Origin of the sequence: Blautia ammoniilytica (assembly GCF_025566965.1) — a bacterium.
Lineage (GTDB): Bacteria > Bacillota > Clostridia > Lachnospirales > Lachnospiraceae > Blautia_A > Blautia_A ammoniilytica.
This window is the reverse complement of record NZ_JAOQJL010000022.1, coordinates 31,589-52,052: the sequence shown is the minus strand read 5'-3', so window position 1 is coordinate 52,052 and position 20,464 is coordinate 31,589. Positions and strand designations below refer to the sequence as shown.

Annotated in this window: 15 protein-coding genes and 1 riboswitch; of the genes, 1 reads left to right on the top strand and 14 read right to left on the bottom strand. The window is 43.1% G+C overall.

Annotated elements, in window-relative coordinates; translation table 11 throughout:
• Positions 1-2: 2 nt before the first annotated feature.
• The 12 genes from OCV61_RS11600 to feoB form a co-directional block, all read right to left on the bottom strand.
• A complete protein-coding gene (locus OCV61_RS11600; protein ID WP_158421974.1) occupies positions 3-1,193 on the bottom strand; it encodes a glycosyltransferase in 1,191 nt (396 codons plus the stop codon).
• Between the two features lie 9 nt (positions 1,194-1,202).
• The gene (locus OCV61_RS11595; protein ID WP_158421973.1) at positions 1,203-2,477 is read right to left on the bottom strand and encodes a CDP-glycerol glycerophosphotransferase family protein; all 1,275 of its coding nucleotides are present in this window, start codon (positions 2,475-2,477) and stop codon (positions 1,203-1,205) included.
• Positions 2,478-2,531: 54 nt separating this feature from the next.
• Complete coding sequence (locus tag OCV61_RS11590; RefSeq protein ID WP_158421972.1) at positions 2,532-2,948, bottom strand: FAD synthase family protein; 417 nt, start codon at positions 2,946-2,948, stop codon at positions 2,532-2,534.
• A gap of 22 nt (positions 2,949-2,970) precedes the next feature.
• Positions 2,971-4,251, bottom strand: a complete 1,281-nt coding sequence (locus OCV61_RS11585; RefSeq protein ID WP_158421971.1) for a CDP-glycerol glycerophosphotransferase family protein — start codon at positions 4,249-4,251, stop codon at positions 2,971-2,973.
• Between the two features lie 9 nt (positions 4,252-4,260).
• Positions 4,261-5,253: a stealth family protein gene (locus tag OCV61_RS11580; RefSeq protein WP_158421970.1), complete on the bottom strand. Its 993-nt coding sequence runs from the start codon at positions 5,251-5,253 to the stop codon at positions 4,261-4,263.
• A 46-nt stretch (positions 5,254-5,299) separates the two neighbouring features.
• Positions 5,300-6,397, bottom strand: coding sequence for a glycosyltransferase family 1 protein (locus tag OCV61_RS11575; RefSeq protein ID WP_158421969.1), 1,098 nt, complete (start codon positions 6,395-6,397; stop codon positions 5,300-5,302).
• Positions 6,394-7,488: an acyltransferase family protein gene (locus OCV61_RS11570; RefSeq protein ID WP_158421968.1), complete on the bottom strand. Its 1,095-nt coding sequence runs from the start codon at positions 7,486-7,488 to the stop codon at positions 6,394-6,396. The genes OCV61_RS11575 and OCV61_RS11570 overlap by 4 nt, the downstream gene beginning before the upstream one ends.
• A 39-nt stretch (positions 7,489-7,527) precedes the next feature.
• Positions 7,528-8,271 (bottom strand): ABC transporter ATP-binding protein, encoded by a 744-nt coding sequence (locus tag OCV61_RS11565; protein WP_158421967.1) that lies wholly within the window; start codon positions 8,269-8,271, stop codon positions 7,528-7,530.
• A gap of 20 nt (positions 8,272-8,291) precedes the next feature.
• Positions 8,292-9,068 (bottom strand): ABC transporter permease, encoded by a 777-nt coding sequence (locus tag OCV61_RS11560; RefSeq protein WP_158421966.1) that lies wholly within the window; start codon positions 9,066-9,068, stop codon positions 8,292-8,294.
• A 96-nt stretch (positions 9,069-9,164) separates the two neighbouring features.
• A complete protein-coding gene (gene larB / locus OCV61_RS11555; protein ID WP_158421986.1) occupies positions 9,165-9,917 on the bottom strand; it encodes a nickel pincer cofactor biosynthesis protein LarB in 753 nt (250 codons plus the stop codon).
• A 231-nt stretch (positions 9,918-10,148) separates the two neighbouring features.
• The gene (locus OCV61_RS11550; protein WP_158421965.1) at positions 10,149-12,233 is read right to left on the bottom strand and encodes an efflux RND transporter permease subunit; all 2,085 of its coding nucleotides are present in this window, start codon (positions 12,231-12,233) and stop codon (positions 10,149-10,151) included.
• Positions 12,234-12,332: 99 nt separating this feature from the next.
• Positions 12,333-14,678, bottom strand: coding sequence for a ferrous iron transport protein B (gene feoB, locus OCV61_RS11545; RefSeq protein ID WP_158421964.1), 2,346 nt, complete (start codon positions 14,676-14,678; stop codon positions 12,333-12,335).
• Between the two features lie 371 nt (positions 14,679-15,049).
• Here feoB and OCV61_RS11540 point away from each other — a divergent pair, with 371 nt between their 5' ends.
• Complete coding sequence (locus tag OCV61_RS11540) at positions 15,050-15,634, top strand: manganese efflux pump MntP (RefSeq protein ID WP_158421962.1); 585 nt, start codon at positions 15,050-15,052, stop codon at positions 15,632-15,634.
• A 78-nt stretch (positions 15,635-15,712) separates the two neighbouring features.
• Here OCV61_RS11540 and OCV61_RS11535 read toward each other — a convergent pair whose 3' ends face one another.
• Together OCV61_RS11535 and OCV61_RS11530 are read right to left on the bottom strand one after the other, a co-directional pair.
• Positions 15,713-19,594 carry an Ig-like domain-containing protein gene (locus OCV61_RS11535; protein WP_158421961.1) on the bottom strand — a complete coding sequence of 1,294 codons (3,882 nt, stop codon included), beginning with the start codon at positions 19,592-19,594 and terminating at the stop codon, positions 15,713-15,715.
• A 36-nt stretch (positions 19,595-19,630) separates the two neighbouring features.
• Positions 19,631-19,858 carry a hypothetical protein gene (locus OCV61_RS11530; RefSeq protein WP_158421960.1) on the bottom strand — a complete coding sequence of 76 codons (228 nt, stop codon included), beginning with the start codon at positions 19,856-19,858 and terminating at the stop codon, positions 19,631-19,633.
• Positions 19,859-20,177: 319 nt separating this feature from the next.
• A riboswitch (cobalamin riboswitch) is annotated at positions 20,178-20,367 on the bottom strand.
• Between the last annotated feature and the right edge of the window lie 97 nt (positions 20,368-20,464).

Below are 20,464 nucleotides of genomic sequence, written 5' to 3'. Positions count from 1 at the left end.
TCCTACTCTTTCATCAACCGGTTAAACAGATCGTTCCATGCTACCACAGCTTTATCAATATTAAAATCTGCTGATTTTTCAATAGCATTCCTATGCATCTGATGGCGCAGTTCATCATCATGAGCCAGCTTCAGCATTGCTTCTGTAAACTTGTGGGTATCAAAGGCTTCCGGAAGAAAGCCTGTCTTCTGGTCATCAATGATCAGATCCATTGCCCCCATATGATAAGCGATCACAGGAAGACCAAATTCAAAGGCTTCCATGATCACCATAGGCCAGCCTTCCCATCTGGATGGAAGCAGAAATACAGAAGAATTCAGATAGTATTTCTCCGGCTCATTGGTATAGCCGATAAAATGAACCCTTTTATCTACATGGCGTTTCCTGGCCTCTGCCAGGATCTCATCCCACAGCTCCCCATCTCCGATAATATCCAGCTCCCATTCATCATCCTGCTTACAGAATTCTTCAAAAGACTGCATCATCAGATCAAGTCCTTTTGCATATACAAAACGGGTAGCCATCAGAAAACGCTTGGCATCCGGATTACATTTCTTTTCGCTGACAAAGCTTCTTGGATTGATCTTAACTTCTGTATCGATCCCAAGGAATTTCTGGTAATCCCGTTTATCATAGTCGCTAAGCACAATATAACGGTCAAGCTGTGGCAGATATTCCTGAAGCAAGCACTCCTGTTTCCAGAAAACAACCTTCGGTACATCCACATATCCGCTGTAGCAATTGTGCTGCCAGCCAATGGTCTTTGCGTTCAGCCTTGGCGCGATCATCCCCAGACGGAGACTTAATGCAGCAGTGGTGATAATGATGTCATAATCCTGCTGGTTTAAGTATTCTACCCATCTATCCCTTGTTTTTTTGGGAAAAAGTGCATCTCCCAGAATATGATTGAAACATTTTTTATTAAAAATACCGTAATTCTCGTTTAATTTCTTGATCACAAACCTGGCACCAAATGCAGGGGTCCAGTGTCTGTCCACAAAAGCATCATTGTCAATAAAATCCACTTTAATGTCTTCGCTCATATGGTACATGGTGCGGTCTTCTCTGAAGCGGTCCTGATAAACCATAATCGTCACGTCATGTTCCTTTACAAGCTCATTGGCAAGAAGCGTAACTACACGCTTGGTGCCTCCCAGATCAAATATTTTCGTCACCCAGATACAGATCTTCATTTACCCCTCCTATTTTGTGATGTGGAAATAATCCAGTACACGCTGACAGTAATTATCACACACATTATGAGTCTTCTCTCGTACTGCCTTTCTTTTTGCAGCATATTCATCTCTGCCATCCTTCACATCCAGAAGGAACTGCTCAAACTGCTTTACATCATAAATATGCTCTCCTGGCATATACTCCAGAGGATCCTCAAAAACCCAGCCTCTTGATTGTGTATATTCTTTATAATCATCCAGTGTAAAGCCAAGCGGCCGGTCAAGGAGCAGATAATCAATGGCAACCGATGAATAATCAGATACCAATGCATCTGCACAATGGATAAATTCATAAAGCTGAAGGCCTTCTTTTTCCAGGTCACTGTTCTCCAGATATACAATATTGGTAAGCACATTTTCCCCGAAATCATAAGGGATTTGAAGATAATGACGCTTGATCACCACCAGGATATGGTTCTCCTTACAAAACTTATTCAGATCCAGAAGCTTCTCTCTGTCATCAATAATAGGAATATTAAATTCATTGTTCAATGTTTCTTCATTCAGTCTCTCGCTGGTGGCATGACGATAGGTAGGCATCCACAGCACCAGTTTATCACTTCCGGAGTCCTTCAAAAGTCTCTCTTTAAATCTGTCTGCCCCGACACTTCCTTTCAGCATCAGATCATACCTGGGATACCCAAGGGGCAGGATCTTTTTGGAACTGCAGGCAAAGAACTCTTTCTTCGTCTCAATAAAAACGTCTCCCGGAACGAGACAATAATCAAAAAACACTTTTCGGTTATTCTTATTTGCCTTATAACCGCAACCATGCCACAGATCGATAAACAGCTGGTTCTTTCTTGACATGCCGATCCAGTTAAATGCCTGGGTATAAAAAATATAACCTGAAGTAAGGGCATAACGATAGGCAATTGCCCTTCGGATCGTGGATCCTTTCTTAAAGCTTTGAACAAACTTTACATTGGGGGCCTGGTACTTTTCATATTTCTTCGGATCATGGACAAGCCATACCAGCTCATATTTCTGATTGTATCCATTCTCTACCAGATAATCGAATAAAGCACGTCCATTATCTGTAAAATCATCATTTGTTTCAAACAGCATCCGGTTTGGATGAAGTGCCGGCGGAAATTTCTTCAGACGGTGGATCTTCCATCTGTCATAGATCACATAAGTACTCAGCGCCCAGACTTCGTCAAAAGCAGCCCTGGTTCCCTGTTCCTTCCGGATTTTATTAAATTTTCCTGTTACATTCTTTATCTTTGTGACAATACTCATCTTATCAAAACCGTTTTGCCGACGAACGGCTCCTTTCCTTCCCTAGTTTCTTACTTAATAGTCTTTCAGCTTTTCCCGAAGCATAGTAGAGGAAGTATCCTTCGTATATGGCAGATATACCAGCTTTGCCCCAAGGGCTTCCATCTCTTTACCGGTCTTCTCCCAACGTTCATTCCCCTTCCAGTCATCACCAATATAGATCTCATCAAAACGTATCTTATCCCATATTGTTTTTTTGTCCAGGGTATCTGTGATCAGCACTTCATCCACATACCGGATCGCCCTTACGATCTCAGCCCTTTCAGCAAGTGGGATGATAGGTCTTTTATGCTTGTAGCTTTCAACCAGTTCATCTGTATTTACCCCAACGATCAGATAATCACACCGTCTTTTAGCATTCTTGATCAGATTCAGGTGCCCGATATGGAACATATCATAGGTGCCCTGCGTATAACCGATTAATTTTCCCATTTTTCTCTCCAACCTATATTTTTTACATACATCTGATATTTAAAAAGTCCAGCAGCCTTCCCCTATAATCCTTACAGGGATTATGCATCTCCAAAAGAAGCAGCTGCCGCTCCTTGGCAAACAGATCCTTTCCTTCTCTTACATGAGTAAGGAAAGTAAGAAGCTGCCCGAAATCATACACCTTTTCTCCTGGCATGTAAGCAAGTGGATCCTTAAATACAAAACCACGCAGCTGTCCATAAGCAGGCAGGTCTGTAAGTACAAATGCCATAGGACGATCCAGCAGCATATAATCCACTGCAACTGAAGAATAATCTGAAATCAGTCCATCACATACTCCAAGAAGACGATACAGCACAACATCTGCAGTTGCAAACATTTCATCTGTTACATACCGGATATTCTTATAGCAATTCTCCTGCTCCCATCCCGTCTGGAGAGGATGCTTCTTGATCAGCAGCAGAATCTTCTCTTTGCCACAGTGCCGATCCAGCTGTGCCATCTGAGCAGGAGCCTCTATTCCTGGAAGCTGGTAAGGCAGAGAAATCTCATTCTCACCATAACCAGTAAGCACACTTTTACGGAAAGTAGGCATCCAGACCACCACCTTGGTATCCGGTTCCACATGAAATCCCAGTCTTTCCAGGATTTCCTTCCGGTCATTTCCCGGATCCAGCATCCAGTCATATCTTGGATATCCCATGCACAGGATCTTTTCCTTTGGCCAGTTCCAACACTCAGACTTTGACCTGGCAAAAACCTGTCCCGGAACCAGACAGTAATCAAAGGCTGACATGGTAGTACTATGTGGAATATTCTTATTATCCAAAGACGCCCCTTTATATCCACAGCCATGCCACAGATTCACTGTGATCTGGCCTTTTCTGTGGAAACGGTTTAGATCAGCGGAATTGTGGGAATAAAAGAAATAACCGGCAGTTGCTCCATAATAGAAAGCTGCAGGGCTGGAAAATCCACCCGGACTTTCTGCTGTAACAAATTTTACATTTTTATAATGCCGGCTCCTGAAATTCTTCTTTTCAGAAACCATATATATAATCTGGTATTTTTCATTATACCCTTTTTCTTCCAAATATTCAAACAATGCTCTTGGATTATCTGTAAAATCCAGCATTTCCCTGTTTTTAAACACGATCCTATTCTTTTTTGCCTGTCCATGCCTGGCCGCAAGTCTTCCCACCACATGCATGGACAGCTTGGATATCACCCGGTTAGAATAATATCCTGCACTTTTCATCAGGCCTTCATCCCTGATCTTCTTTTTTATGGCATTCAGATTCATTCTATCCCCTTATTTTTCAAATGAAGATTTCTCCGGCAGAATCCGGTCAAAAGCCTGGATCACCTTCTGTTTCATTCCTGGAAAATCCTCCAGCCTTGCGTCATCATTAATACAGATCATTTTGGCTGACTGGTGCTCCATGGTATCAAAAAGCATCTCGTCATCTCTGCCCATCACGCAGAACCGGCCGATTCCCGGAGACTGAGGCTCATACATACCTTCCATGCACTGCCAGTGCTTGACCACATACTGGTTCACATCAAAAGCTGTGCGAAAACGATTATGGCACAGCTTATCAAGTCTGTCTCCCTCTGCCTGCCAAAGCTTCTCAAAATAGCTTTTCAAAAAAGGGCTTGGCATGTGGGTATACTTAAATCCGGAAAACTCCTGATATGGATACATCAGTACATTACGAAGCACCATTTTGCCATATGCAGGGCTGAACCATTTTTTCCAGTTTTTACGGATCACTTCTTTTTTATTGAAATGCATATTGATCAAAGCAGTATTGTTCATAAGAATATGGGCAAAGGGATCATCAATATTGTCCTGTGCCAGTGCTGTTTCAATACAGCAGTCCCTGGGCAGCCCATTTTTGAAAAAGTCCTCAGGCGCTGCATTACGGATCAGAAACATATCATCATTAAAATATACAAAATGTTCACTTAATCCCTGGATCCTGTGCATATTCATCTCAATCGGATGGCTGCTGAAGGTAGGCAGATAATCTTTAGGAATATAATCTTCATGCCTGACGATCTGCAGCTTGGGATTAGAAGTATCCAGCCAGACCGGTACATGCCCCCAAGTAAGAAAGTAAACCTTATTTATCCATGGTGCAAACTTTTCCACGCCACGGAACCAGTACTGCAGATTCTCCCAGTCTCTGTAACGGCTTTCTCCGTCATCATCCCTGGTATCCGGCTGATATTTCTTTCTCTGTGCGATCCAGGCAGGATCATTGCCATCTACCCATGGGATCACAAAATCTATTTTATCCATCTGCCCTCTCACTTCCTGTTCACAAATCATTAAAGACAGCCTGTTTTCAACGGTTATACAGTTCCAAGAGCCTGTCTGCCTCATTATGTATATCAAAATGAGCTGCCACCAGTCTTTTTTTTGTTATTTGTGGTTCTTCCCTGCCACACCCCTTGTAAGACAGCACTTTTGCTGCCCAGGCTGTATCACTGTTCTCAAGGCTAAGACAGCATACCCTTTCTTCATCCAGAACCACCTCTCTTGTAATCCTGTCTGAAATCACACAGGGCAGTCCATTGGCCTGTGCTTCCACAAGAGTAAAGGGAAGCCCCTCAAACAGAGATGGAAAAAGGAACACATCCATAGCACAAAGACAGTCTTCCACATCTGACCGTACGCCTGCAAAGACAATCTGCTTCTCAAGCTGATAATCTCTGGCCTTTTCACGGATCTTTGGAAGAAGCTCTCCTTCTCCCACCAGTAAAAGCCTTACATCTGGCTCCATTTCCTGAATCTGCCTGAAAATCTCAAGAATCCTTTCATGATTCTTCTGAAGCTGAAATCTCCCTACATGGCCGATTACAAAACCATCTGTAAGTCCCAGTTTTGCCCTGGCTGCTTTTCGTTTCTCTTCAGAGAACAGAAAACGTTCTACGTCAATCGCATTGGAAAGCAAAACCACTTGTCCCTGTTCATAAGCCTGATCTCCAAACAGCCATCTTCCGGCCTTTTCACCACAAGCAGCCAGCACATCCGCATACCGGCTGATCTTAGGTCTGTTCCACTGATCCAGTATCCTGCGCAGCATCCCCGGTGCAGAAGCATTATGGGAATGTGCGATCACCTTGCCCACGCCTGCCTCTTTTGCCAGACGAAGGGGAAGGATATTGGCTGCGGAAAGCATATTTACATGCACCACGTCATATCTGCCCTCTGCAAGGATTTCCTTCATGGCTTTTACATAGCCGAAATAATCTTTTTTTACATTTGGCACCAGAAAAACCTGTCCACCCAAAGATAGTATCTCCTGATGAAAGGCGATCTCTCCATACATGGAAACGAAGTCAAACCGGATCCCCTTTAAGGAAAGCTGCCGGTAATAATTCATTACAAAGGCTTCCACTCCGCCTGGGTTATTCCCCATGCCTATCTGTAATACTTTCATACAAAACTCCTGCTTATTTTCCTGATCAGGCCATCATAGCCGGTATATTTCTTCAATACATTGATCACCACACTAAGTACAAGAGAGATCAATAGGATTGCCAGCGGCACAAGTGCAAAATACTTTAAAGACCACAGATAGGACTTCAGGTAATCTCTCACAAAGGTATGTACAAGCCAGATATTTAAAGAATGCTTGCCAAGGAAACCAAGCAGCCTTTTAAGGCCGGGGATACGAAACACATATTCCTTAAGGAAAAGGATCAGGATAAATGGGATCAATGCAAACTGGTATTCCCAGCAATAGGAAAAGGGCAGAAGCCGATAGCTTTGATATCCCCACAAAACCAGAGCTGCAAGCAGCACAAACTTCAGAAAGCCGCCTGCATACCTGCTGCCAAAAGGAACCCAGCTATGAAACCAGGCAAACACGTCCTTCTTGCAGCATACCATTCCCACAGCCAGTGCCATTAAAAAAGACAAAGGAGATCTGCCTCCCTGAAAGCCAATATTAAGAAGCCTTGGCAGAAGAAAAACAAGACCAATGCAGGTCAGGCTGCCCATTTTCAGGATCACTTGTCCCAGGACCGGCACCAAAATGATAAAGGTAATGGCTGCTCCCATATACCACCAGGCTCCATTTACACTTTTGGTACCAAGAATCTCAGAAAGCCCAAGCGCATCTGTTAGGATCCCCGCAATCTTCTCCCAAAGGGTAGTTCCCCATTTGCCATAGGAAAAGCCATTTCTGACTCCATACACAAGATAGGCAGGAACAACAAGAAACCAGTAGCCTGAACAGGTACTGAACAGATGCCTTTTTACAAAGGCACTGTCAGAAATCCGGTTATCAGGATTCTGGTTTCTTAAATATCCATACATTAGTCCGTATCCTGATACAAAAGCAAAAATACAGACGCAGATTTTCATATAAAGGGCCAGATGAATCACATTCTCTGCTGTAAACGGTGTAAAAAGGATCTCATATCCTGCAAACTTCTTCTCTGTGCGGTAGCAATGATGGAATACCATCATCAAAATAGCAATCCCCTTTAATGCAGCAGAATCTTCTTTTTTTAACCCTTCTCCCATATTCCCTCCATACTATGACCATCAAACAGTGACCTCTGATCAACCTCCGATCATCTGTTCATACTGTTCGGAAATCGTATCAATATCTCCATAGGATACTACTTTTCCTTTTTCAAGGATAATGGCCTTATTGCAAAGGCGCTTTACCTGCTCCAGGGAGTGGGATACAAAAAGCACCGTCACTCCTGAATCAAACATGCTTAATATCTTATTCTCGCTTTTCTTACGGAACTTGGCATCTCCTACTGAAAGCACCTCATCCAGGATCAGGATCTTAGGAGATACCACTGTAGCAATAGCAAAACCAAGCCTGGATTTCATACCAGATGAATAATTCTTCACAGGTACATCCATAAAGTTTTTCAGCTCTGAGAAGTCTACGATCTCCTGATATTTTTCCTGGATAAAAGCTTTGGAATATCCAAGCATTGCACCATACAGGAAAATATTCTCCTGACCTGTATACTGAGGATCAAAGCCTGCTCCCAGTTCCAGAAGCGGAACGATCTTCCCATTTTTTGTCACAGTCCCTTCTGTAGGCTTAAACACTCCTGAAATCACCTTTAAAAGGGTACTTTTCCCTGCTCCGTTCAATCCAAGGATCCCTACCCGGTCTCCTTTATTCACAGTAAAGGTAACATCCTTCAAAGCCCAGAATTCATTGTACTGGATCTGGCCTTTTATCATCTTTATTACATAATCCTTCAGGCTGTCTACTTTTTCTTTGCTAAGGTTAAATTTCATGCTTACGTGATCTACAATGATCGCCGGTTTATCACTCATCTTCTCTTACTCCTTACCTCTTAAATATGAAGAATAAAATCGTCCTGCTTTTTCTTGAAGCATACAAGGCCGATCACCAGGCATAAAAGACTGAATGCTGTTGTATACATCAGATAATGCATATTGATAGGCTTTCCAAACACAGAATCCCTGAAGATCTTGATGATCCCGTAAAGAGGATTGTATTTCAGGATCCAGAACCATCCGCTCTTCAGAAGCTTCTCAGGATAATAGAAAATGGCACAGGTATACATGATGATCATCAGCAAAACAGACCATAAATACTCCATATCCCTGAAGAATACGCCAATGGTAGCAAGGATCATGCCGCATCCATAGGAAAGGATCAGAACCAGAATCAGTGCGATAGGTGCCTGAAGCAGATAGATAGTAGGCTTGATCCCAAGAACAATGCTTACTGCAGCCAATACGATCAAAGAGATCAAGAATATAATATAGTTAAAAATAACTGTTGATAAGGGGTACAGGTACTTAGGCACATATACCTTCTTGATCATGGCTGAATTGGCACGTATGGACTTCAGTGCTGACTTGGTAGCTGTGGAATAATAGCTGTAGATCAGACGCCCTGTCAGAATATAAACAGGGAAGGTTTTGTCTGTATTGCCATACAGAGTACCAAATACAATGGTCAGAACGATCATGGTAAGCAGCGGCTCCAGAAGAGACCACACAATACCAAGATACGAACGCCGGTATTTCAGTTTGATTCCTTTTTTTACAAGCTCACTTAACAGAAATTTGTACTGTATAAGATTGTCGATGTATTTCTTCATTTTTACTTTGCTCCATCTTATGTCTTTTTTGGTTTCCTGAACCGTCATAGTATTGTAGCATATTATCAGACTGGTTGCAACGGTTGTAAAAAACGGCTATCTGTCCTTTCCCAGGGCAAGCCGGTTCATCTGGGTTGCCAGATAGCCTGCACCGTATCCATTATCAATATTCACTACAGCAATACCGTTGGCGCAGGAATTGATCATAGTAAGAAGTGCAGACAGGCCATGGAAATTCGCTCCATATCCTACAGAGGTAGGCACAGCGATCACAGGTCTGCATACCAGACCGCCCATCACACTTGCAAGTGCCCCTTCCATCCCGGCCACAGCTACTACACAGTTCGCCTTCTGTATCATATCCATTTTTGAAAAAAGCCGGTGCATCCCACTGACCCCTACATCATAGATCCTATCCACATAGGTTCCGAAAAACTCTGCGGTCTGGGCAGCTTCTTCTGCCACAGAAATATCAGCAGTACCTGCTGTGCACACAGCTACCCGGCCTTCGTGAAGCTTATCCGGCTTTTCAATCTTCAGGATTCGGGAAACCGGGTCATACTGTACCTGAGGAAGTCTTTCCCTTACCAGCAGATACTGTTTCTCACTGGCTCGTGTGCCAAGCACCTGCCCTTCTTCCTGATACAGTCTTTCGTATATGTTCAGCAGATGTTCATCTGCCTTGTTACTGCAATATACCACCTCTGCAAAGCCTGTACGGGCCTTCCGCCCTGTGTCCAGCTTTGCATAATCCATTTCCTTATATCCATCCTGTTTTAAGATCCGCTGGGCATCTTCCAGAGAAAGAGTACCCTCCTGGACCTGCTTCAGTATTTCTGTTAATGTCATTCTATCTATCCCTTCATGTTCCGGCAAAGTCTTATGCTTTCCTGTCTTACGAACCACATGATACGTATTTCTATTCACATAAATCAGCCTGTGAACAACAGTTTATAAGTTCCTGTGAACAGTAATCATTATACATATTCCATGTCTGTTGTTCAATAAAAAAATGGGAGCTGCCACAGTATATCTTACCAGACAGCTCCCGGTTGTATAAATTGTATATATATTATGATGTTACTTTACTGCTGCTTTTCTGTCACCAAGAAATCCGATGGATGTTTTGCAGATCAGCTTATCAAAGATCATAAACATAGCCGGCAGAACAAACAGAACAACGATCATACTAATAATGGCTCCACGTGCAAGCAGTGTGCAGATAGACCCGATCATCTCAACCTGAGAATAACAGGATACTCCAAAGGTGGCAGCAAAGAAGCTCAGTCCACTGCTGATGATAGACGGCATGCTGGTCTTATGAGCGATGCTGATGGATTCCATTTTGTCCTTACCACGCTGACGTTCCCTCTGATAACGGGTGGTCATCAAGATCGCATAGTCAACTGTAGCTCCCAGCTGAATCGCACCGATCACAATACTTGCCACAAACGGAAGGCTGACGCCCTGGTAGAACGGAATCGCCATATTGATCATAATAGCAAATTCGATCACTGCTACCAAAATGATTGGCAGGGAAATGGACTTAAACAGGAACATAATGATCAGGAAAATAGCTCCAATAGAGATTACATTTACCCTTACCAGGTCTGCATCTGTAGTATCCTGAAGGTCTTTCATAAGAGGTGCCTCTCCGATCACCATACCACTCTTGTCATAACTTTTCACGATCTTGTCAATGGCTTTGATCTGTGCATTTACCTCATCTGTAGCAGAACCATATTCGGAGCAGATAAATGCAAGCTCATAATCTTTTCCCTTGAAGATTTTCTTAATATCTTCAGGGATCATAGAATCCGGTATGGTAGGACCGATCAGGGAATTCATGCTGATACTCCACTTCACACCATCCACTTGATCGATTTCATTCAGCATTTTCTGTTTTTCTTTGGAATCCATGTTCTTATCCATCATGATCATATGGATATTACTCATGTCAAAAACATTCTTCAGCTCATCGTTAGCCACATTGCTGTCCAATGTAGCTGGAAGGGATTCAGCAATATTGTAATAAATCTTTGTATGATTGTTTCCGTAAATTGCAGGTAATAAAAACACCAGAAATACCAGGATCCATGCTTTATAATGCTTTGTAATAAATGCAGACGGCTTATCCATCTTTGCCAGCAAAAGCTTATGCTGTGTCTTCTCAATCGGCTTATCAAAGAAAAGCACCAGGGCAGGAAGAATAGTCACACAGCAGATAACACCGATCACAACGCCCTTTGCCATAACAATACCCAGATCACGGCCCAGGGCAAAGGTCATAACACACAGGGCTATAAAGCCTGCCACTGTAGTTACAGAGCTTCCGGCTACAGACTTGAAGGTATTGGCAATGGCATGACCCATGGCACGATTCTTATCTTCCGGAAATCTCTTTTTATTTTCCTCATAACTGTTCAGAAGGAAAATAGAATAATCCATTGTTACACCAAGCTGAAGGACAGCTGTCAGTGCCTGTGTAATATAGGAAGTTTCTCCAAAAATGATATTGCTTCCCAGGTTATACAAAATAGCAAGCCCGATACTAAGCAGGAACAGGAACGGAACCACAAAGGATCCGGATGTAAGCTCCAATACCACCAAACTAAGCACAGCTGCGATCACCACGTAGATCGGCAGTTCCTTCATGGCAATATTCTTAATATCCGTAACAACACCTGTCATACCACTGATAAAGCACTGCTTATTGGCAAGCTTCCGAAGCTCTGTCAGTGCATCCATGGCCTCATCCGATGATGTGGTATTATCAAACAACACCAGCATCATGGTTGCGTCTCCCTTGAAAAAGGCTTTTCTAAGATCCTGGGGAATCATCTCCACCGGCAGGCTGATATCTGCCACATCATCATACCAGAGAACATCTTTCACATGCTCTACCTGACTGAATTCATCTTCCAGTTTCTGAATATCCTTCATCTCCATGTTTTCCACAACTACCATGGAAAAAGCACCCATTCCGAATTCATCCACCATGATATCCTGCCCCTTCACTGTCTCCAGTGTCTCCGGCAGATAACTGAGCAGGTCGTAGTTGACCCTTGTCTTCGCAATTCCGATCATAGACGGGAATACAAGCAACAGCCCGATCAGCAGAACAAGTACCTTATGTTTGGCTATCCACTTTCCTACTTTGACCATTTATGTCATCTCCTTAACGATTTTCTTCGTTGAATAGTATAACGCAAAATGACCAATAGTCAATATTATTTTGTTAAAAAATGAAAAATAGTCATTTTTTTAAAATCCAATGGCAATTCCAATCATTCTTACAACAAAAGCCACAATCCATGCGATCACACACTGTCCAACCACAACTCCTGATGCCCATCGTGCTCCCAATTCCCTTTTAATAGAGGCTATGGCAGCCACACATGGCGTATACAAAAGGCAGAAAACAAGCAGACTGGCTGCTCCCAGCGGATTCAGTATCTCAGCCAAGGATGCTGTTTTACCAAACAGCACAGACAGCGTAGATACCACACTTTCCTTTGCCATAAAGCCTGTGATCAATGCGGTTGAAATCCTCCAGTCCCCAAATCCGAGAGGTGCAAACAATGGTGCAATATAGCCAGAAACCACAGCCAGAATACTGTTCCTGGAGTCTGTTACCAGGTTCAGGTGCAGATCAAAGGTCTGTAAAAACCAGATCACAATGGTTGCAACAAAAATAACTGTGAAAGCTCTCTGAAGAAAATCCTTGGCTTTGTCCCAAAGAAGATGGCCTACATTCTTAGCTCCTGGCATCCGGTAGTTAGGAAGTTCCATTACAAAAGGAACCGCTTCTCCTTTGAACATGGTTTTCCCAAAAAGCAGTGCCATAATGATTCCTATAAAAATACCCCCAAAATACAAAAGGATCATTACAAGTGCGGCGTACTGTTTGAAAAAAGCAGCTGCAAAAAAAGCATAAATCGGAAGCTTTGCAGAACAACTCATAAAAGGCGTAAGCAATATGGTCATCTTCCTGTCTCGTTCTGAGGGAAGTGTTCTGCTGGCCATTACACCTGGAACCGTACATCCAAATCCGATCAGCATAGGCACAATGCTTCGCCCGGAAAGCCCGATCTTACGAAGAAGCTTATCCATAACAAAAGCAACCCTTGCCATATATCCGCTATCTTCCAGCAATGATAAAAACAAAAACAAAGTGACAATGATCGGAAGAAAGCTTAAAACACTTCCAACACCATTAAATATGCCGTCAATGATCAAAGAATGAAGCACCTTATTAACATTCCACGCCTCAAGTCCATGATCTACCATAGTTGTTAAACTGGTAATACCCATATCCAGAAGATCGGACAGTCCTTTGCCGATCACACCAAAGGTGAGCCAGAACACCAGCCCCATGATACCGGCAAAGCAGGGAAGTGCAGTATATTTTCCGGTAAGTATCCTGTCTATTTTTTCACTTCTTAAGTGCTCTTTACTCTCCCTGGGTCTTACAACCGTCTCATCACATACATTTTCTATAAAGTCAAAGCGCATATGTGCGATCGCTGCTGCCCTGTCCAGCCCTCTTTCACTTTCCATCTGTGAAACAATATGCTCAAGAGCATCTTTTTCATTTTCGTCAAGCTGCAGTCTTTCCAGTATGATCGGGTCTCCCTCAGCCAGCTTGCTTGCTGCAAAACGAAGGGGGATTTGTGTCCGTTCCGCATGATCTTCGATCAGATGCATGACTGAATGCAGGCATCTGTGTACAGCACCGCCATCTTCATTTGCATCACAAAAATCCATCCGTCTTGGCCGTTCCTGATACTTTGCCACATGGATAGCATGGCTGATCAATTCATTGATTCCTTCATTCTTGGCCGCTGAGATGGGCACTACCGGGATCCCCAGCATTTCCTCCATCTGGTTCACAAGTATGGAACCTCCATTTTCCCTTACTTCATCCATCATATTCAGTGCAAGCACCATAGGAATATTTAACTCCATCAGCTGCATGGTAAGATAAAGATTTCGCTCTATGTTGGTTGCATCTACGATATTGATGATTCCTTTTGGATGCTCATCCAACACAAAATTTCTTGTTACGATCTCTTCACTGGAATAAGGTGACATAGAATAAATTCCCGGAAGATCCGTCACAAGCGTATTCTCATTTCCCCGGATCACGCCATCCTTACGGTCAACTGTCACCCCTGGGAAATTGCCCACATGCTGATTAGAACCTGTCAGCTGATTAAATAAAGTTGTTTTTCCGCAGTTCTGGTTTCCCACAAGGGCAAAGGTCAGCTTCTCCCCTTCAGGAAGCGGTGTTTCTTCTTTTTTGCTGTGGAACTTTCCCCCTTCTCCAAGTCCGGGGTGCGGAATCGCTTCCTTTCTTTTATTAGGCGGTGCAGCTTTTGCATCCCGTACATTTTCCACAATGATCTTCTGTGCATCTGCCAGGCGCAAGGTTAATTCATAGCTATGTATCCTTAGTTCTACAGGGTCTCCCATGGGAGCATATTTCACCATGGTAACGTCAGCCTGTGGTATCAGTCCCATATCCAGAAAATGCTGTCGTAAAACCCCGTCTCCTCCTACGGACTGTACAGTAGCTGTTTTTCCAATAGGTAAGTCCTTTAATGTCATATTGCATTTCCTCTTTTCATACTTGATAATTTTTATCATTTGCAGTTTTTAGTGTAAGTCCCATCAAACCATTTGTCAACTACATCCATTTCTTCTTTTGCCAAAATCATGATTACACGGATTGTTCCGTGCTTTGCACTCCCACAATCCTTCCCTCTATTCGCATATTGCGGGATTAACATCCCATTTTTATGCTCATATCGTGGCGTGTCCTTTATTGATAAAAATAATTGACAGCTCTCATCTTTTTTGCTATGGTATGGATACAATTAATTCCTGTGAGGGAGTGTTATTTTGCCCATATACAACTTTTGCACTGTATATGGGATTTTTTATGGATAAATCTATCATTAAACAAAGGAGATACTGATATGGAATGGAATTTACTATTTGTTTTTAACAGCGTACTGCTGGGAGTCGGACTGGCCATGGATGCCTTTTCTGTTTCCCTTGCCAATGGTCTGGCAGAACCGGACATGAAAGCTGGTAAAATGCTTACCATAGCCGGTGTATTCGCAGGCTTTCAGGCCCTGATGCCTATGACCGGATGGATCTGCGTACACACAATTGCCAATTACTTCCAGTCTTTCCGTAAATTTATTCCCTGGATCGCTTTGATCCTTCTGGTGATCATTGGAGGGCAGCTTCTGATCAGTGGTATACGGCCAGATGATTCTGAGCATCCCCATACCGGAGTTGGCCTTAAGGCTTTGCTGGTTCAAGGTGTAGCTACTTCCATTGATGCACTTTCTGTTGGCTTTACCATTTCCGATTATGGATGGGTCATGGCACTGGTCTGTTCCCTGATCATTGCTGCCGTCACATTCATGATCTGTATGGGCGGTCTGAAGCTTGGTAAGAAATTCGGTACAAAGCTTGCCGGAAAAGCAGAGATACTTGGCGGCATCATCCTGATCGCCATAGGTGTGGAGATCTTCCTCAGCAATATGTTTTAGAATGCAAAAAACCCTGGAACCGATAGGATATATCCGGCTCCAGGGATTTTTACTATTTCAGATGATTTCTTTGATCTTTTATTTTGATTTTACTTTGATCTTAATAGATGCTTTCTTCCCATTGCCACGGACTGTGATCCAGGCAGTTCCTGCTTTTTTAGCAGTTACTTTTCCATTCTTATCAACAGTAACAACCTTGGTATTAGAAGACTTCCATTTCAGATTTGTAGTGGCTTTCTTTGGTTTCACAGTTACCTTCAGGAACTGCATACTGCCCTTTTTCAAAGTCATTGATTTCTTTGCAAATTTCAGCTTTGTAACTTTCTTTGCACATTTTCCAACAACAACCGTAACCTTCTTGGTAAGCTTTCCTGCTTTTACTGTGATCACAGCTTTTCCTGCTTTTTTAGCGGTTACTTTTCCGTTTTTATCAACAGTTGCAACAGATTTTTTGGAAGACTTATATGTTACCTTATCCGTTGTATTGGATGGTGCAACGATCACGCCAATGGTATCTGATTTCTTGACTTTCAGATACATGGTGGATGTATTGACCGTCAGTTTCTTGGCTGCTACAGTTACAGACTTTGGTGCCTCTGTTGGCTGCGGTACTGCAGTAGGCTGTGGCGCAGCAGTAGGCTCTACCGTTGGAGTCGGTGTTACAGTTGGGGTAGGCTGTGGGGTATTGATTTTCTGGATACCTTCTGTAAGGAAAGTAAGTCTACGGTCAAACCAAACACCATCCCTGATATTACGAACAGAAAAAGCAATTTCCTGATCCAGTGCTGAAACAGCCAGAGAATAGGTATACCATGGTCCCATTTCAACCTTATCTCCGTTATTCACTGCAATTTCTTTTTCATAATAGTGGGACCATGCAGCCTCACCAGCTGCCGCTGCCTCCTCTTTTATTCCTGCATACATGTAATCATAGCCTTTTCCGTGAAGAGAAATCTCTGCTGTCATCTTTCCGTTTTCCACTTTAAGGACACAGCTATTATTGATCACATTAAACATTTTGTTGTTATTGATCACCTTTACAAGGTAGGTACCATTTTCCAGAATTACCGGTGCTTTTTCCTTAACCTGGATCTGTGCATAAGGCAGTACAATGCTTTCCACATTTTCATTTGTAACTGTTTTTACCACATAGGTACCAGGTGTACCGATCTTAAAGCTTACCTTACCCTGTGCATCTGTTTTTGCTTCACCTGTTACTTCTTCGCCTGTTTCAGCATTTGCAAGTGTGATATCATACCCTTCTGCAGGTGTAAATTCATTCTTACCTACTGTTCTGTTGATATCTTCATCCATGTAATAGGAATCGCCGGTAAGAGTAAGAGTAAATTCCTCATTCTGGTTTACCGTGGTCTCCTGCTGTTCAAACTGCAGGTATGCCGGATTTGCCACCGTTGTTGCTGAAAAAACGGAAAGCACATCTCCTTCTTTCAGCCTGCACATTCTTGGATCACTTTCCACATATTTTCCATTTACACGGAATCCAACAAAGTTTTTGAAGCTCTTCTGGCCAAGAAGGAAGCCTGTACCGGCGCCTCTTCTTCCGCACATCAGATATTGGGTTGGATTTGCAATATATTCCTCTCCGAACAGTTCCTTATGCAGATCTACCAGTGCGTCAATCACGGTTGCACGCTTTTCCATGTCACTTGACTTGTTGTAATTGTCTTTTTTTTTGGAGTCGGTAGGCGTCACCTTAGCAGCATCATCAGCTGTTACGTTCATAGCCATTTTTACAGGTGCTTCCCCTGGATTCTTATTTACAAAAACTGTAATATTTATGCTCTCTGCATTTTCATTCTGGCTAAGGCCTGATACAACCGACTGAAGAGCATCCTTTGCATTTTCATAATCATCGTCTGCTGCATCTTCCTTTGTATATACTTCTTCAGCCGCTTGAATAGCTTCATCCAGTGTTTCTTTACTTCCTGCTGCCCACTGTCCGGCACCATCCCCTTCTGTCATTTCATCAGAAAGCTCCTTTGCAGTTGCAATGGCATCCTCAAGAAGGGCTTTTGCAGTTTCCTTGCTTAACACACCTTCCAGTTCCACTGGGCCTTCTGTTCCGGTTGCAGTCCAGTTTGCGGTTGCACTCTGATAGTTATCAGCGGCAAATGTATAAGTATATGCCACTGTTTCCACCATCGGGTAGGTACCATCCTCTGATGGCTCCACAGTAAATGTTTCTCCGTTTTTCTTATAAGTAACAGACAGAACCTTTGGATTCACAACTTCCAAATGTCCGGATTTTGCCCGGATCTTAATCGAAGCCTGGTAATTTTTCAATGCTGTAAGGGTTACAACAACCTCCTGATCTTCCAAAGGCTTGATGAATTTTGATCTTACCACCTGATAGCCTTCTGCAGTTACTCTATAAAAATAAGTATAGTTATCCCATAAGGTATAGCTTCCATCCTCAGCAGGAGTTTCACCTGTTACGGTAAGCACTGCCTCCGGAACTTTCTTGCCTTCTGCATCTACAATCTTAAAGGTAACCTTATGCCTGCTGTTCGCCTCTGCAGTCAGGGAAAGATCAACAGTTTCATCAAAGGCAGCAGTAAAGGAAGTCTGCTTTGCAACAGCATCCCCCTTTGTGCCTTCTGCAATATACCCTTCGCTTTGTGCCTGAACAGTATATTTCTGTCCGGATTTCAGCTGATAGATGCCTTCTGTACCTGTCACTTCTTCCTTTGTGGTATTGTTTGTGACTGTGATCTGTGCTTCCGGAATCACCTCACCAGTCTTACTGTTTACTGCGCGGAAAGTCACCTGACAGGTATCTGGTTTTGCTGCAAGCACAAGCTCGTATTTGTACTCAGCCAGAGGATGTGCACTGTTATCATTAATGGCTGCATCCTCCACTGAAGGATCATACAGCTTCAGTGTGGCAGTTACCTGCTGCTCCTGGGTTCTCTTTGATGTATCCAGACTATACGTCTGGGATTTTGCAGGCTGCTGTTTAACAGTAGACTTAAAAATGCTCCAGTCTGAGAAGAACCATCCGCTCTTATACTCTTTTACACTTGGTCTTTTCAGGCTGATGCCAGAAACAGCACTCTTGTAGCTGTTGTAATATGCAACATGATAGGTGCTTCCGTCTTTTGTAACACCGTCTGTTGTGGAAATCACATCATCCACATAATTCCTGTAAAGGAATTTTGCAGCCTCAGCAGCCTGATTCGGTGCCTGAACTTCATCGCTTACCTTGGTTACTGAAGAAGAAAGGATCTTCACATAATGGTCTGTCCAGGTTTTATCTGTTTTTCGGGCTGCCACCTGGAATAAGGTATCCAGCTTATCTACAGCCAACGGCCAGAAAATATGCTTTGTACCATCCTCCGATGGTCTGTAAGCGATCAGCTTATCATCCTTTTCATTGACTGCATCCAGTGCATCCCCCACATACAGTCTGTCATAATCCCCGTTTTTCAGTGTGACAACTGCATCAATCTCTCCATCCTTTACAAGCAGGGTGCAGGCTTCTGCCGGAAATCCGCTATCTGCCTTTACAGCTGCCTGGTAGGTACCATCCTCCAGTCTGTCCGGAGCTGGCGTTACCATAGGCACATTCAGCTTAATATGAATGGTATAAGTAATATCATGAGCAGCTGTCATTGCCACAGTAGTTCCTGTGATCTCCATATCCTGGTTGAGAACAGCAGGAACCTGAAAAACAGATCCTGTATATTCTGTACCTGAAACCGGCAGATACTCATCTCCATCTACAACCAGTTTATTATAGCTGCTGCTGGAAAAAACCACTGTTGCAGTTACTTTTCCTCTTGTAATGGTCACCTTCGGGCAGGTAATCGTAACTTTTCCTGAACCGCCTTGGAAAGTAAAGGATTCTGGAGTATAGGTTCCGTCCTGATATTTTTCTGCAGAACTGGCAGCCAGCAGAAGGTCATCCTGTACATATTCCTCTGTATTACCATCTGTCAACTCGAAAGACGCATCCCCGGTATCCGGATCAGAAGGTTATTCACCGCTGGTAAATACATCCTCCACATCCTCTGCTTCTCCCAGATCAGCCTGGTCCTGCACATCGGATACATCAGCGTCAGATTCCTCCTCGGTCACATCCTGAACAGCCTGTACCTCTGCATCTGCTGAAAAATCCTCTGCTGCAAATGCAGGAGATACAGATGTTACGGTCATTGCTCCTGTTAGCAAAAGTGCTAAAAGAGCATTTGACTTTTTCCTCATTGCTACTTCCTCCTTTGATAAAATTAGGTACTCGCTGCTTGTAGAGGCAGGAGTCCGCTTACATCGGATATACACGTTTCTGTGCTTTGCGTGGAATTTTAGTGAAATAGGAACATTACAAAGTAATCTCCTCTTACACACAAAAAAGCCTGCTTTCATTTGAAAACAGACTTCCTTCAATCCTTAATCTTTCTCTGTGGTATTTAAGCTGCAATAGGGGATTTATTGCAATACAAAAATACTTGTACCAGGGCGCATAAAAATCCCCCTGCCACCTTTTGATCTGATTATTTGAGTGAAAGTGCTTTCATCGGAAGTTTTTCATCGGATATTTCCAGCAGGTTTCCTGGCTTACAGTTCATCGCTTTGCCCCCTTCTCAGACTGTCGTCCAATGGATTTACTGGCATTGCTCCCTGCTTACAGTGACCGGATCGCTCAGGATTTCCACCTGATTCTCTTTTACCCTTCACAGTTAATCTGCGTAGGCACTGAAAACATATATATTCATATCATATGATAGCAACTTCTAACCAAAAATCAAGTCATAAAACCAAATTTTATATATAAATTTACGGTCATTTAAAAATGTAAGTAATTACACGGAT